Origin of the sequence: Micromonospora marina, from assembly GCF_900091565.1 — a bacterium.
Taxonomy (GTDB): domain Bacteria; phylum Actinomycetota; class Actinomycetes; order Mycobacteriales; family Micromonosporaceae; genus Micromonospora; species Micromonospora marina.
In genome coordinates this window covers 274,924-289,177 of the sequence record NZ_FMCV01000004.1, presented here as the reverse complement: position 1 = coordinate 289,177, position 14,254 = coordinate 274,924, and the positions used below count along the sequence as shown (strand labels likewise).

Below are 14,254 nucleotides of genomic sequence, written 5' to 3'. Positions count from 1 at the left end.
CCGGCGCGGGCGGCGGCCCCGATCAGCGCCCGTCGACGGCGACAGCCGTGTACGGGGTGGCCGGCGTCGGCGGAGTGGAGAACCGGGCGTTGGGCAGGTAGAGCCGCCCGAGCGCGGCGGCGACGGTGGTCGGCACGTCGAAGTCCGGGTCGGTGAGGACCCGGCGCAGCACACCGGTGGTGCCGGCGCGGTTCAGTTCGACCACGGCGATCTGGTTGAGCCGGTTCTGCACCACGTACAGCGTGCGGCCGATCAGCAGCAGGCCGTCGCCGTTGACGAACGTGGTGCCCGGCACGTCGACGGCGGTGGTGACGCCGGTGGCCGGGTCCACCCGGAACAGGATGCCGGTGTTCGACTGCACGACGATCAGCCCTCGGCCGTCCGGCGTCGGCACGATGCCGTTGAGGTTGACGCCGGTACCGCTCTGCTGGAAGTCGCCGGTCAGCGGCAGCGTGGTGAAGCCGCCGGCGGGCGGCAGCGTGCCGCCGCGTCCCAGCGGCAGGCGGTAGAGCACCGGCCGGTTCGAGTCGGTGAACCAGGCGGCGTCGCGGGTGAGCGTCACGTCGTTGACGAACGTCGGCGCGTCGGCGAACCGGTAGCGGGCGAGCACGGCGCCGGTGCGCGTGTCGATCACCCGCGCGTCGCCGGCGGTGCCGCCGGCGACGAAGAGCCGGCCCCGCCTGTCGACCTTCAGGCCGAGCGACGGGGTGCCGGTGGCGGGGCTGACCTGCCGGCCCGCTCCGGTGATCAGGTCGGCGCGGTAGATCTCTCCGGTGGCCCGCGACCCGAACCAGGCGTACCGGCCGGCGGCGGCGATGCCCTCCGGCTGGAAGCCGTCCGGCAGCGCGATCACTGCCGGGCGCCGGTCGTGGGCGGCGGCGGGGGCCGGTGCGGCGGTGGTGACGAGGGTGGCGGTCAGGGCGACGCCGATAGCGGTCCTGATGCGTCGGTTCACTGTGGTCCTTCCGGCGAGACGGTGGAACAGGACCTACCCCACTGTACGGTCGCAAGCGGGTGCCCGCCGGGGACGCGACCCGGCACGGTCGCCCCGTGCCGGGTCGCGCCGACTGTCAGCCGCCCGCGCAGGCCGGCGTGCCGGAGGGCGCCGTGCCGATGCCCTGGAATCCGAACTCGGTGGTGCCACCGGCACCGACCTGGCGGTTGTAGTCCACGTTGCGGAACGTCACCGCGCCGGTGGTGCCGCTGGCCTGGGCGCTCCAGGTGTTCGTGACGGCCGAGCCCGAGGGCACGGTGAGCGACACGGCCCATCCGTTGAGCCCGCCGGCTCCCGCGGTGATCCGGACGTTGGTGACGAAGCCGCCCGGCCACTGGTTGGTGGTGAACGTCGCGGTGCAGGCGCCGGTCGGCGGGGGCGTCGTCGGCGGCGCGCTGGTCGGCGGCGCGCTGGTGGGCGGTGTCGAGGTGGGCGGGGCGCTGGTCGGCGGCGCGGTGGTGGGCGGCGGGGTGCCGCCCGCGTTGAGGGCGTTCAGCACGGCGGTGTACGCCTGCTTCTTGTTGCCGCTGCCGTCGAACAGCAGCGGGGTGCCGCTGGCCCGCCAGGAGTCGGTGTCCCGGATGCCCCAGACCGTGATGCCGTTGCAGCGCGGCACGGCCAGGCAGTCCCGGGTCACGTTGCCGTACGTGGTGGCCTGGGTGCTGCCGGAGCCCTCGATGTCCAGCTCGGTGATCTGCACGTCGACGCCGAGCGCGGCGAAGTTCTGCAGCGTGGTGCGGTAGTTGCTCGGGTACGGCGACCCGCTGTTGAAGTGCGACTGGAAACCGACGCAGTCGATCGGCACGCCCCGGGCCTTGAAGTCCCGCACCATGTTGTAGACGGCCTGCGTCTTGGCCCAGTTCCAGTTGTCGGTGTTGTAGTCGTTGTAGCAGAGCTTGGCGCCCGGATCGGCGGCGCGGGCGGCCCGGAACGCGGCCTCGATCCAGTCGCTGCCGGTGCGCTCCAGGTTGGAGTTGCGGCGGGCGCCGCTGTTGCCGTCGTCGAACGCCTCGTTCACCACGTCCCAGGAGTCGATCTTGCCGCGGTAGTGGGTGGCGACCCGGGTGACGTGGTTGAGCATCGCCTGGCGCAGCGCGCTGCCGGACATGTTCTGCGCCCAGCCGGGCTGCTGCGAGTGCCAGGCCAGCGCGTGGCCGCGTACCCGCATGCCGTTGGCCTGGGCGTGCGCGACGAGCCGGTCGCCGCTGGTGAAGTTGAACTGGTTCTGGGACGGCTCGGTGGCGTCCCACTTCATCTCGTTCTCGGCGGTCACCGAGTTGAACTCGCGGTTGAGGATGCCGACGTACGTGCTGTCGGACAGCTTGTTGACCGCCACCGCCGCGCCGAAGTACCGGCCCTGCTCCGCCGCCGACGCGCCGAGCGTCGTGCCGGCGCTGGCACTGGTCGCCACCGCTGTCGTCGCGGCGACCACCGCGGCCCCCGCCACCATCGCGATCACAGCGGTCCGCGGGCGTGACCGGGCTGCCGCGCTCCCGCTGCCGCGGGCGAGCACCTTGTCCATCTGAATGCCTCTCTAGCCTGACAATGGGATCGGCTCGCCTCGGCCCCACCGCCCGCCACGACGTCGGCTCCGCGCGGCCGCCCGGTGGCCGCGCCAGGTCCGGGAGTGACTCCCCGGCACATCGTGAGTGGATCGAAGCGAATCTCTGCCCGGAGCCTACCGGAAGTGTTCCGAAAACTTAATCACCTCGATGCGTCGACCCTGGGCGGCCGGCATCGGGTGAGCAGGCGGAGTCTGCGGGTGGGTGCGGGCTGCGAGCGTGCGCCTACCGCCCGGCGCGGTTCCGGAAGTTTCGGGGGCCGCCGGTTCTGCCACTTGAGTCGATCGCGCCACCGGACCGATGCTTGGCAGATCGACCGTAGACGATGGAGGAGGTGTCGGGGGATGCGCCGACCCGCGCTTGTCGTACTCGTCCTCGCCGCCCTGCTCGCCGGCACCCCGGCGCTCGCCCGGGCCGGCGTCGCCGCACCGCCGTCCGATCCCGCCGCGCTCGCCGATCTCCGTACGCCCGGCACCGCCTGGGGGCGCGACCCGGCCACCGGCCGGCTCACCGTCACCGCCGACGACACGGTACGCGGACCCGAGCTGGCCGCGTTGCGCCGCACCGCCGACCGGGCCGACGCGGTGCTGCGCCACGAACCCGGGCGGCTGCGCACGCTCATCGCCGGCGGTCAGGCGATCTACGGCGGCGGCGGGCGGTGCTCCCTGGGCGCGAACGTGCGCAGCGGCACCACCTGGTACTTCGTGACCGCCGGGCACTGCACGCGCCTCGCCGCCACCTGGTACGCCGACAGCGCCCGCACCACGGTGCTGGGCAGCCGGAGCGGCAGCAGCTTCCCCGGCAACGACTACGGCGTGGTCCGCTACACCGGCGCCGTCGCCCACCCGAGCGCGGTCCACACCTACCCCGGGCAGGTCACCGTCACCGCCGCCGGCAGCGCGTACGTCGGGCAGGGGGTCTGCCGCAGCGGCGCCACCACGGGCGTACGGTGCGGCACCGTCACCGGGCTGAACCAGACCGTCAACTACGCCGAAGGCAGCGTCACCGGGCTCATCCGCACGAACATCTGCGCCGAGCCGGGCGACAGCGGCGGCCCGCTCTACGTGGCCGCGACCGGCACCGTCATCGGCGTCCTCTCCGGCGGCAGCGGCAACTGCACGAGCGGCGGCACCAGCTACTACCAGCCGATCCTGGAGATCCTCGCCGCGTACGGCCTGGCCATCCCCTAACCGGCGCTCAGCCCGCGCAGTTGTTGTTGCGCACCGGCTGGGTCAGCCGCTCCTGGTCCCCGAACGCCGCGTAGACGCGCAGGTGACACGGCCGGTCGAGGTCACCACCCGGCGTCAGCTCTTGGCCGCCGGCCCGAGGAGTTCGGCCGCCCGTCGGTCGGCGAACGCGGTGACGGCCTGCTGCCCGGCGCCGAACACGATCGCCAGGCCCAGCAGCGCGGCGGTGCTGCTGACGCTGGTCTCCACCAGGCCGCCGATGACGAGCATGATGCCGACCACCGCGACCAGCGGGCCGATCGTGAGCTTGAGCAGCCCCTGCTGGAACGGCAGCTTGTAGGGCAGGCCGCCGGACCGTGAGGTGATCATCGAGGGCAGCGCGCTGAGGAACGCCCCGAGCGCCCCGGCGATCAGCACGAAGAACAACAGCCGCCACGCCGGCACGCCACCGGCGTCGGTCGGCGCCTCCAGCAGCCGTACGTCGTGGCTGCGCCACTGCACCAGCACCACCAGGATCTCCGCGACGAGCGCGAACACCGACAGGCCCAGCATCCGGTTGCGCAGCCGGCGGGCCGACTCGTGGAACTCGTCGGACGCCGAGTGGTAGCGCAGCAGCAACGCCTGCACCCGGGCGCGCAGCAGCGCGTCGGACGGGGCTCCGGCCGACGGGTCGAGATCGGTGAGCACCTTGTCGTCGGCCGGCAGCACCTGCGCCGCCGCGCTCCGGTACGCCGGCAGCAGCCCGGTCAGCTCGTCCGGGGAGCGCAGCGCCACCATGGCCCGCTCCACCGAGTGGATCGTCTGCCACGCGTACTCCAGGTTGCCGCCGCGCAACCACTCGACCACGCCGCTGCGTCCGAGCACCCCCTCCACCCCGGACAGTTGCGCGCGCAGCGCCTCGGCCCGCTCGGGATCACGCGGCGACAGCACCGCGAGCTGCTGGTACAGGTCGTCGAGCTTGGTACGCACGCGGACCTGCCACACGGCGGCGGGAACCGGCGCGGCGGGCCGGACCGGGCCCTCCGGCGCGCTCCGAGGCTCGGGTATGGCCTCCGGCTGGGTCTCCTGTCCGATCATCGTGCCCCACCTCTTCCCCCACCCGACGCGCGGCGCGCGAGTCTGCTACCAGTATTCGCAGGTCAGAGGCATAATGGCTAGAGCACAGCGGACAGTCGGCCGGGTCACGACGGCGGTGGGCCGACCTGACGGACGACACCGCGGCGCTCGGGCGGTCGGTAGCCTGACCCGGTGACCGTCTACGCCCTCGCACAGCTCACCATCCACGACCGGGCGCGCTACGACAGGTATGCCGCCGCCTTCCCGCCGGTACTGGCCCGGTACGGCGGGAAGCTGCTCGCCGCCGACACCGCTCCTCGCGTGGTGGAGGGCGACTGGCCGCACCAGAAGGCGGTGCTGCTGTCGTTCGGCAGCCGCGAGGACTTCGAGCGCTGGTCCACCTCGCCGGAGTACCGGGAGATCTCCCGGGACCGGGAGGCGGCCACCGAGGGCGTGGTCCTGCTACTCGACGGGATCGGTCACGCCTGGCCGGCCTGATCCGCCGGCCCGCTCGGAGGCGGTGGCGCACCCACACGTTGGGCTCGACGTACGCGGCGTGGTCGTGGTCGACGTCGACGAGCACCGGCGTCAGCGCGCCCGGCACGCGTACCGGGCCGGAGGTGTCGAACGGCAGCCCGGTCCAGCGCCGCCAGTCGGCGAGCGTGCCGGTCACCGTCATCGACCGGGGCGCGACCCGCTCGATCACCCCGCCCGCGCGGACGTGCACCCGCAGCCACGGGTCGGCCGGCAGCCCGTCCGGGCCGCGCCGGGCCACGTACTCGGTCATCGGCACGTCCGGGACGGCGGCCTTGCCGCTCGGGCGCACCGGCGCCACCAGCGTGTCGAAGCCGGCGCGGGCCACCGCCGCGCGCATGGCCGCGAGCATCAGCCCGGACAGCCCGCCGCCGCGCCGGTCCGGGCGCACGCAGATCTCCAGCGCGGACACCAGGTTCGGCGTGGACCCGGTGAGCCGGCCGAGCGTGGCCCGCTGGATCACCCGGTCCCAGCCGCCGTCGGGCAGCTCGTCCTCGGTCCAGCGCAGCGGCACCGCGTACCCCCGGGCCACGGCCCGGCCCGGCTCGGCCGGGTCGACGGCGGCGAAGACGAACTCGGGGTACGTCTCGTGCGCGACGCCGTAGTAGATCGCGCCCATCGGATCCCAGAGCATGAACGGCGGCCAGGCGCCGTCGAAGTCGGCGTCCAGCAGCGGCGCCAGGTCGGGCCGCTGCGCCAGGGTCACGATCTCCACTGTCACGCCGGGCAGGCTAGAGGCGCGCGGCCCGGACCGCACCCGGATTACCGCTGCGCCCCTGGTTAGGCTGCCGGCATGGCAGATCCGTTCCGGGTGCGCGTCACCGTGCGCGGCTACGGACTCGACACGCAGGGGCACCTCAACCAGGCGGTCTACCTCCAGTACGCCGAGCACGCCCGCTGGGAGTGGCTGCGCGCGTCCGGCCGGGTCGCCGGGCGCGGTGGGTGAATCTCACGCGTCGCGCGGCGCCCGTTTCGGGAAGACGGTGTACGCGACCGGCCAGAACACCAGCCAGCCCGCCATCACCAGGCTGAGCCGGCCGGTCCACGCCCACAGCTCGGCGGTGCGCTCGCCGTCGCCGACCAGGGCGATGCCGGCGAGCAGCACGGCGCAGGCGACCGCCCAGCCGATCATGCCCTTACCCCACTCGCGCCACTCGTGCCGGGCCCGGGCCATCCCGTACCGGGGGGCCCGGCGCGGGGGAGGGCCGCCGGCGAACCGGTGCGCGAACCGCTCGTCGGCCCAGCGCACCATGCTGTGCCCGAACGCCACCGAGAACCCGAGGTACGCGGCGGCGAGGCCGTGGGCGAACGTGGCCGTGGCGCCCCGGCGCAGGTCGATCATCGTGGCGGCAAGCAGGACGAGGTCGACGACCGGCACGGCGATCAGCAGGGCGGCGCCGAGGCGGGGCCGCCGCAGCGGGTACCGGGCGATCAGGCCGGCGAGCAGCACCACCCAGAACGCCACCTCGCATCCGACGATCACTGCCACGAGCATGCGGCCTCCCTTTTTAGTACGCTGTGCGATAACCGTAACAGCGGTCGTCAACCACGTTCCGGAGGGGCCCGTGCCCAAGATCGTCGACCACGACGCGCGCCGTGCCGAACTGGCGCAGGCGATGTGGCGGGTCGTCTACCGCGACGGCGTCGGCGCCGCCACCGTCCGCAGCATCGCGGCCGAGGCGGGCTGGTCACCGAGCGCGCTGCGGCACTACTTCGCCACCCAGACCGAGCTGCTGGTGTTCGCCATGGAGCACGTGCAGGCCGAGGCGGCCGAGCGGATCGCCGCCGACGACCGCACCGGCGGCCCGCGCGAGGTCGCCCAGCGGATCCTGGAACAACTGCTGCCACTGGACCGCCAGCGCGTCCGCGAGGCCGAGGTGTGGCTGCTGCTCGCCGCGCGCGCCCAGACCGACCCGGTGGCGCGTGCCCGGATGGCCGACGCGGACGACGGCATCCGCCGCGCCGTCGAGTTCGCCGTGGTGCTGCTCACCGGGGAACCGGCCGCCGACCACGAAACGGTCGCCCGGTTGCACGCCCTGCTCGACGGGCTCGCGCTGCATGCGCTCCTGTACCCCGAGCGGATGCCGCCCGCGCGTGCCCGGGAGCTGCTCGGCGCGCACCTGGGCACGCTGGCCGCGTCCTGAGCGCCCTGGCCGGTGCTGAGCGACTCAGTCGCCCGGCGGCCGGCCCATCGCCGCGCCCAGCTCGGCACGGCTGGCGATGCCCAGCTTGCGGTAGACCCGGGCCAGGTTGGCCTCCACCGTCTTCGGGCTGATGTAGAGCGCGTCGGCGATGAGCCGGTTGGTCTGGCCCCGCGCGGCGAGCCGGGCGACCCGCTCCTCGGTCGCGGTGAGCGTCGTCGGTGCCGGGGTGCGGGCGCCGATGCGGCCCAGCTCCGCCCGCGCCCGGTCGGCGAACGCGGACGCGCCGAGTGCGTCGAACTCGGCCACCGCCGCGTCGAGCGCCGCCCGCGCCTCCCGGCGTCGCCGCACCCGCCGGTACGCGCGGCCGGCGGCGAGCAGGCAGCGGGCCCGGTCAAGCGGCAGCACCGCCTCCGGCACCGCGGCCCGGGCCTGCGTCAGCGCGTCCAGCGCCGCGCTCGGATCCGCACCGGTCGCGCCGGCCAGCAGGACCCGGCTGCGGGCCAGCCCGAGCGTCGTCCACGGTCGTGGCAGCCGGCTGTGGCGCCGGGCCAGCCGGTCCAGCGCGGCGTGCGCGGTGTCCAGGTCACCGGCGCCCACGCACGCCTCGATCCAGTCCGGCTCGAAGCGCTGCCCGAGCGGTTCGGCGATGCCCGACCCGTCCAGATCGGCGGCGAGCGCGCCGAACGCCGTCGCGGCGGTGGCCCACTCCCCGGACGCCAGCGCCACCAGCCCGGTGAGCTGGTGGTGCAGTCGCCGGCTCCACGTGTCGGCGAGGTCGTCGTCGCGGCGCAGCCCGGCTGCGGCGGCGCCCGCCTGCGCCAACCGGCCCCGGTGCGCGTCGAGCACACCGCCCAGCCAGCTCTCGCCCACCAGCCCGGTACCCAGCTGCTCACCCAGGTCACGGGCGGCGGCGATGTGCGAACCGGCCTCGGCGAAGCGCCCCGCCAGCAGTTCCGTCTCGCCGAGATGGGTCAGCACCTCGTGCCGCAGCGGGTCGTCGCCCCGTGCCACCGCCAGGTCCAGCATCAGGTGCAGCCGGGCCCGCGCCCGGTCGTGGTCGTCGACCGACTTCCACCAGATCGCCGGCACCGAACCGGCCAGGAAGGACGGCTCGCCGTCCTCCAGCGCCAGCGCCCGGTCCAGCAGTTCCGTGGGCGCCGGGCCGCCGGCGCGTACCTCGTTGAAGAACAGCAGCAGCAGCGCGGCGGTCAGCAGCGGGCGGTGCTCGTCGCGGCCGGACAGGCGGGCGATCGCGGCGCGCGCGTGCCGGCGGGCCGGCTCCGGCTGGTCGTGGAACATGGTCAGGTGGGTGTGGATCCGCCCGGCCAGGTCGCCGTCCGGCCCAGCGGCGGCGAGCGCCTGCTCGGCGACCCGGACGGCGGTGACCAGGTCGTCGACGCACCACGCGACGAGCGCGCGCAACAGCAGCGCCTCGCCCCGCTCGGCGCCGGTCAGCTCGTCGGCCGCCGCCGCGGCGGCCCGCCCGGCCGCCGCGTAGTCGCCGCTGTCGATGCGGCACTGCACCGCGTCGAGGCGGCGCCGGTTCCGGTCGGCGGCCGACGACGGCGGGGTCAGCTCGGCCGCCCGGGCGTACCAGTCGGCGGCGAGCGCCGATGCGCCGCGCACCCGCTGCCGGGCCGCCGCGGCGGCCAGATCGGCGGCGACGGCGACGTCCGGCGCCACAGTGCACCGGGACAGGTGCCGGGCCCGCTCGTCCGGGTCGGCGACCGCACCGGCGAGCAGCGCGTGCAATTGCCGCCGGGCCCCCGGCGGGATGCTCTCGCGCACCGCCGCCGCGTACCGCGGGTGCGCGAAGTCGATCCGGCTCGGCGTGACCACGACCAGCCCGGCGTCCTCGGCCGCGTCCAGCGCTCCGGCCGGCGCACCCGCCGCCGCCAGGTCCCGCAGCGTCGGCACGGACAGCAGCGCGGCCAGCCGCACCGCGTCCCGGCTCGGACCGGGCAGCGCCCGCAGGGTCTCCGCGAGCAGCAGGCGCAGCGACGACGGTACGGGCAGGTCCTCGTCGTGCGCGGGCGGGCGCGGCAGCCGCAGCACCGCGCGGGCCAGTTCGATGGCCAGCAGCGGATTGCCGTCGGCGTCGCGGGCCAGCCGGTCGGTGAGCGGACGGCTGAGCGTGCCGCCGAGCCGGGCGGCGAGGACGCGGTGCAGGTCGGGCGGAGTGAGCGGGGGTACGGCGGCGCGCAGCAGCGCGGGCCGCCCGGCCGGGTCGTCGTCGAGCCCGAGCGGCACCGGCACCGGAGGGCTGTCCCCGGTGCGGTGGGTGGCCAGGACGGCGGGCCACCGGGTCAGCCGGCGCAGCGCGAACCGCAGCGCCCGGGCGCTCGGCGGGTCCAGCCACTGCGGATCGTCGACCGCGAGCAGCACCCGAGGCGCGTCGGTGACCGCCGCGTCGAGCAGCGTACGGGTGGCCGCGCCCACCGCCCGCTCGTCCACCGCGCCGTCGTGCTCGCCGGTCAGCAGCACCATGTCGGCGGCGACCCGTTGCGGCGCGGGCAGCCCCGGTAGCGCGTCGGCCAGCGGGCGGAGCACGTCGGCGAGTGCCGCGTACGGCAGCGCGGTCTCGGCCTCGGTGGGCGCGGCGGACAGCACCCGCCAGCCGGTGCGCCCGGCGTGGGCGACCACTGCCCGCCAGAGCGCGGTCTTGCCGATGCCGCTCGGACCGTCGAGCAGCACCGGCGTACCGGAGGTCAGGGCACGCCACACCCGCTCGACGACCGCGTCGCGGCCGACCAGTGCGGCGTCCATGGCGGGATGGTGGCACAGCCGCGCCCGCGAACCCAGCGTCGGCGCGGCCTGGCCCCGAAGCTGTCCGCATGTCGAGACGGCGGGATCACCTCCTGGTGCGGTAGACGCCGGCCACGCACCGGCCGCCTCACATCCGGCCGGCGACGGTACGGGCGAGCCGTTCCAGCGGCGCCCGGTTCTCCTGCGGGTCGTTGAGCCGCACCAGCCGCACCGCCACCCACAACTCGCCCTTGCGCAGGAAGAACGTCTCCGCGGTGAGCAGTGCCTCGTCGGCCGTCCCGGCCAGCTCACGGATCTCGTGCCCGAGTTGCCGTTCGATGTCGAGGTACTTCTTGGCGCCGTCGCCCACGAACACCTCGACCTGAGCGGTGGGCCCGCTCGTCGGTCCGGTGTAGGTGCACGACCGGTCGGAAACCACCGGTTCCTGCAGCGCGGTGCCGGCGAGGCGTTCCGCGTCGGCCTTCGGCACCAGCGCGCACGCCTGCGGGGCGGCGGCGTCGTCCACCGGTTCGGTGCTCGCCGGCGCCTCCCCGGTCGGCTCCGCGACCGGCGCGCTCGCGCCCGGGGCGGCGCCACCGGCAGCCGGCGGTTCGTCGCCGCCGCAGCCGGCCGAGGCGGTGAGCAGGGCCGCGGCCAGCGTGAGCGCGATCAGTCCACGGGTTCGCATGCCTGCCCTCAGCCCGGAATCGCGTCGAGCGTACGGCGGAGGATCTGCTCGTTGCCGGCGGTGCCGCCGCCGAAGCTGCTGATGGTGACGGTGTACGCGCCCTTGCCGTCGATCAGCACCGCTTCGCCGCCGATGTCCTTGACCGCGAGGTAGCTCCGCTCGCCCCGGTCCAGGTCGACGACCTTCTCGTACTGCTTGCCGGCCTGCTCGTGCTGGTAGTCGTAGGTCGTCACGCCGGCCTCCGCCGACGCGGTGGTGACGGTCAGGCTGGCCAATCCCTTGCCGTCGCCGAACGCGCAGTTCCCGTCGTCCCGCATGCTCTGCCCGACGATCTCCGACACCTGAGCGGCGGTGAACGGGCAGGGCGGGCGGACCCCGGCGAGCGTGCCGGCGTCCGCGTCCCCGTCCCCGGCGACATCGGCCGGTGCGGAGTCCGGCGGACCTGCGTCGCCGCCGTCGCACCCGGCCGGGGCGAGCAGGGCGAGCAGCAGCAGGGGCAGCGCCAGCCGGGCGCGGCCGGTCCGGGACGGTGTGAGCGCGTCAGATGCCATGTGATCGACGCTAGGCATGTCGTCACCGCCCGTAATCGGGGGTTTCCCTATGCGGTGACCTTGCGGACGGACGGATACGGCCGGCCCAGCGGGCGCAGCGCGCCGATGCCGAACCGACCGGCGCCGCACGGTGCGGTCCACCACCGGGCCGCACCGCTGCCGACGCGGTGGCCCGGTCCCTCCGGGTGCCGCCGGATAGGGTCGCATCCGTGCGGACCAAGCAGGAACTGTCGACGGCGATCCGGGAACGACGGCGGGCGGTGCTCGTGGTCAACGCCCACTCCCGGCGCGGCCGGCGGCTCTACGACACCGTCCACGCACGCCTGCGGGCCGCCGGTTTCGCGCTGCTCGGCGCGTACCCGGCGGACCGGCCGGGGGAGCTGGACCGGGTTCTCGCCGAGGCCGCCGACCTGGGGCCGGACCTGCTGGTCACCGGCGGTGGCGACGGCACGGTCGGTGCGGCGGCCCGGCTGCTCGCCCACCGGGACATCGCGATGGGCCTACTGCCGCTGGGCACCACAAACAACTTCGCCCGCACCGTCGGGGTCCCGCTCGACCTGGACGCCGCGATCGCGGTGTTCACCGGCGGCAAGGTGATCGACGTCGACCTGGGCCTGATCGGCGACACCCGGTTCACCAACCACGTCGGGGTCGGCCTGTCCGCCGACATCATGCAGGCCGCGCCGCCCGGGCTGAAGCGGGTCGTCGGGCGGCTCGCGTACCCGCTGACCGGGCTGGGGCTGCTGGCCCGCCACCGGCCGCTGGCCGTGACGGTCCGCGCCGAGGGCCGCGAGCACACGTTCACCACGCATCAGGTGTACGTGGCCAACGGCGGCTTCCACGCCGGCCGGCCCATCACCGCCGACGCCACCGCCGACGACCGGCTGCTGGTCGCGTACCCGGTGGGTGGGCCGACCCGTCGCGGGCTGCTGCGCGAGACGGCGCGCAACGCGGCGGCCGGCCACCGCCGTACGCTCGGCGACGAGCCGTTCCTGGCGGTACGCCAGCTGTGGCTGGACACCGACCGGCCGGCTCGCATCGAGGTCGACGGCGAGCCGTACGGGCGGACGCCGGTCCGCATCGGCCTGGACCCGAACGCGTTGCGGCTGATGGCGCCCGCGGGCAGCCCGGACCACTGACCGGTCAGGCCCAGTGCTCCTCGTCCGGCAGCGGGATCTCGGTGTTCTGCTCCACCGCGTCGGCGGCGGTCAGGTCGTCACGCACCGACTCGCCCAGCCCGGCCCGGTCGCTCGGCGGGCGCAGCACGCCCTGCTCGGCCAGGTCCGCCTCGCTCGCCTCGGGCACCGCCGTGCCGACCGTGTCGGGTCCGCCGACGAGCGTCTCGTCCTGCCGCTGCTCCTGGGCGTCGGCCTCGGGCGGGCGGCGCAGCGCGTCCTCGCTCATCGCGTCCCCGTCACGCCGTGCGCCGCACGTACGGCGCGCTCTGGTCGGCCACGTCGCCGTACTCGGCCGGGAGCTGCCCGACGACCTGCGCGTAGGCGGCCGGGTTGACCGCGTCGCGCAGCACGTCGAACACCGCCGTGATCCCGTCCCGGGCGGCGTCCACGTCGACGTCGGCGCGTCCGCTCACCCGCTCCACGAAAACGTCGAGCCCGAACGGCTCGGCGTCCTCGGCCGGGCCGAACGCGTACGCCCGCAGCGCCTCCGGCAGCCGGTCGGCGAGGTCGCGCGCCTCCCCGCCGTCGATGCGCTCGGCCAGCGTGGTAAACGTCGCCCGGGTGATCGCGGTGGCCTGCTCCGCGGACGCGCCGCACCGCTGGGCCACCGCGCCGATGAACTGATCCTGGTCCATCTCGCCGCCTTCCTCCGCCGGGATCGCGGGATTCCCACCCTCGACCTCCGCAAACGGGCCGCGCACCGCCCGGCACGGCGCGGGGCTCGACCCGCCGGCCCGGAGCCGGGTAACCGCCGTCATGACCGACCGTCGCGCCGACACCGTCCGCTCGCCCCTGGACCGGACGGGCGAGCGGTCTCCGTCCGGCCCGGCCGACCGCCGCAGGCCACCGGACGCCGACTGGCACCTGCCCGGGGCCGGGTCGGCTGGTTAGCGTCGTCGCATGGACATCCGTCAGGACGCGCCGGCCGCGCGTTTCGCCGCGCTGACCACCGCCCACGTCGCCGACGCCTGCCTGCGCGCCGGCGTCCCCGTCCGCTGCGCCCCCGCCGCCGTCGTCCCGGTGCTGCCCGGGCGGCGCCTGGCCGGCCGGGTCCGCCCGGCCCGGCACGCCGGCAGCGTGGACGTCTTCCTGGAGGCGATCGAGCGGGCCACCGAGGGGGACGTGCTCGTCGTCGACGACGGCGGGCGCACCGACCGCGCCTGCGTCGGCGACCTGGTGGTGCTGGAGGCGCGGGCCGCCGGCCTGGCCGGACTGGTGGTGTGGGGCGCGCACCGCGACACCGCGGACCTGGTCGCGGTCGGGCTGCCGGTGTTCAGCCTCGGCGCCACCCCGAGCGGGCCGCTGGCCCTGGACCCGCGCCCGGCCGGGGCGCTGGAGCACGCCCGGGTCGGACCGCTCACCGTCGGCCCGCGGGATGTGGCGCTGGCCGACGACGACGGCGTGCTGTTCGTACCCGCCGACCGGGCCGGGGAGCTGTTCGACCTGGCCGAGTCCATCCGGGACACCGAGCGGCGGCAGGCCGACCGGATCCGGGCCGGCGATTCGCTGCGCGCGCAGGTCGGGTTCGGCGCGTACCTGGCGGCCCGGGAGGCGGACCCGGCGCTGACGTTCCGGGCGCACCTGCGGGCGGTGGGCGGCGCGATCGAGGAGTGAC

The 14,254-nt window shown here is 75.4% G+C and carries 16 protein-coding genes; 7 read left to right on the top strand and 9 right to left on the bottom strand.

What is annotated here, in order from left to right; all coding sequences use genetic code 11:
- Positions 1-22: 22 nt before the first annotated feature.
- Positions 23-955, bottom strand: coding sequence for an NHL repeat-containing protein (locus GA0070215_RS07905; RefSeq protein ID WP_091043413.1), 933 nt, complete (start codon positions 953-955; stop codon positions 23-25).
- A gap of 115 nt (positions 956-1,070) precedes the next feature.
- Positions 1,071-2,516 carry a glycoside hydrolase family 10 protein gene (locus GA0070215_RS07900; protein ID WP_091043408.1) on the bottom strand — a complete coding sequence of 482 codons (1,446 nt, stop codon included), beginning with the start codon at positions 2,514-2,516 and terminating at the stop codon, positions 1,071-1,073.
- A gap of 384 nt (positions 2,517-2,900) precedes the next feature.
- Here GA0070215_RS07900 and GA0070215_RS07895 point away from each other — a divergent pair, with 384 nt between their 5' ends.
- Complete coding sequence (locus tag GA0070215_RS07895; RefSeq protein ID WP_091043406.1) at positions 2,901-3,746, top strand: S1 family peptidase; 846 nt, start codon at positions 2,901-2,903, stop codon at positions 3,744-3,746.
- A gap of 114 nt (positions 3,747-3,860) precedes the next feature.
- Here GA0070215_RS07895 and GA0070215_RS07890 read toward each other — a convergent pair whose 3' ends face one another.
- Positions 3,861-4,820 (bottom strand): hypothetical protein, encoded by a 960-nt coding sequence (locus GA0070215_RS07890; protein ID WP_091043403.1) that lies wholly within the window; start codon positions 4,818-4,820, stop codon positions 3,861-3,863.
- Between the two features lie 171 nt (positions 4,821-4,991).
- Between GA0070215_RS07890 and GA0070215_RS07885 the strand changes: the two genes are divergently transcribed.
- The 3 genes from GA0070215_RS07885 (at position 4,992) to GA0070215_RS07875 (ending at position 6,279) form a co-directional block, all read left to right on the top strand.
- Entirely contained in the window at positions 4,992-5,297 is a 306-nt protein-coding gene (locus GA0070215_RS07885) for a DUF1330 domain-containing protein (protein WP_018784204.1), read from the top strand.
- A 122-nt stretch (positions 5,298-5,419) separates the two neighbouring features.
- Positions 5,420-5,938 (top strand): hypothetical protein, encoded by a 519-nt coding sequence (locus GA0070215_RS28380; RefSeq protein WP_167361494.1) that lies wholly within the window; start codon positions 5,420-5,422, stop codon positions 5,936-5,938.
- A 188-nt stretch (positions 5,939-6,126) separates the two neighbouring features.
- Positions 6,127-6,279, top strand: coding sequence for an acyl-CoA thioesterase (locus GA0070215_RS07875; protein WP_244166907.1), 153 nt, complete (start codon positions 6,127-6,129; stop codon positions 6,277-6,279).
- 3 nt (positions 6,280-6,282) lie between these two features.
- Here the strand turns inward: GA0070215_RS07875 and GA0070215_RS07870 are convergent, their stop codons facing one another.
- Positions 6,283-6,828, bottom strand: coding sequence for a hypothetical protein (locus GA0070215_RS07870; protein ID WP_018784207.1), 546 nt, complete (start codon positions 6,826-6,828; stop codon positions 6,283-6,285).
- A gap of 70 nt (positions 6,829-6,898) precedes the next feature.
- On the opposite strand from GA0070215_RS07870, the gene GA0070215_RS07865 reads away from it, so the two are divergent.
- Positions 6,899-7,477 carry a TetR/AcrR family transcriptional regulator gene (locus GA0070215_RS07865; protein WP_018784208.1) on the top strand — a complete coding sequence of 193 codons (579 nt, stop codon included), beginning with the start codon at positions 6,899-6,901 and terminating at the stop codon, positions 7,475-7,477.
- Positions 7,478-7,501: 24 nt separating this feature from the next.
- Here the strand turns inward: GA0070215_RS07865 and GA0070215_RS07860 are convergent, their stop codons facing one another.
- The 3 genes from GA0070215_RS07860 to GA0070215_RS07850 form a co-directional block, all read right to left on the bottom strand.
- Positions 7,502-10,243 (bottom strand): AAA family ATPase, encoded by a 2,742-nt coding sequence (locus GA0070215_RS07860; protein ID WP_091043398.1) that lies wholly within the window; start codon positions 10,241-10,243, stop codon positions 7,502-7,504.
- Between the two features lie 127 nt (positions 10,244-10,370).
- Positions 10,371-10,910 carry a hypothetical protein gene (locus GA0070215_RS07855; protein WP_091043394.1) on the bottom strand — a complete coding sequence of 180 codons (540 nt, stop codon included), beginning with the start codon at positions 10,908-10,910 and terminating at the stop codon, positions 10,371-10,373.
- 8 nt (positions 10,911-10,918) lie between these two features.
- Positions 10,919-11,461 (bottom strand): hypothetical protein, encoded by a 543-nt coding sequence (locus GA0070215_RS07850; protein WP_091043391.1) that lies wholly within the window; start codon positions 11,459-11,461, stop codon positions 10,919-10,921.
- Between the two features lie 209 nt (positions 11,462-11,670).
- Here GA0070215_RS07850 and GA0070215_RS07845 point away from each other — a divergent pair, with 209 nt between their 5' ends.
- Positions 11,671-12,600 carry a diacylglycerol/lipid kinase family protein gene (locus GA0070215_RS07845; protein WP_091043389.1) on the top strand — a complete coding sequence of 310 codons (930 nt, stop codon included), beginning with the start codon at positions 11,671-11,673 and terminating at the stop codon, positions 12,598-12,600.
- 4 nt (positions 12,601-12,604) lie between these two features.
- On the opposite strand, the gene GA0070215_RS07840 is transcribed toward GA0070215_RS07845, so the two are convergent.
- Both GA0070215_RS07840 and GA0070215_RS07835 read right to left on the bottom strand, forming a co-directional pair.
- On the bottom strand, positions 12,605-12,865 hold the full coding sequence (locus GA0070215_RS07840) for a hypothetical protein (RefSeq protein WP_018784213.1): 261 nt from the start codon (positions 12,863-12,865) through the stop codon (positions 12,605-12,607).
- Between the two features lie 10 nt (positions 12,866-12,875).
- On the bottom strand, positions 12,876-13,274 hold the full coding sequence (locus GA0070215_RS07835) for a DUF2267 domain-containing protein (RefSeq protein ID WP_091043728.1): 399 nt from the start codon (positions 13,272-13,274) through the stop codon (positions 12,876-12,878).
- A 265-nt stretch (positions 13,275-13,539) separates the two neighbouring features.
- Here GA0070215_RS07835 and GA0070215_RS07830 point away from each other — a divergent pair, with 265 nt between their 5' ends.
- A complete protein-coding gene (locus GA0070215_RS07830) occupies positions 13,540-14,253 on the top strand; it encodes an RraA family protein (RefSeq protein ID WP_091043386.1) in 714 nt (237 codons plus the stop codon).
- Position 14,254: the final 1 nt, after the last annotated feature.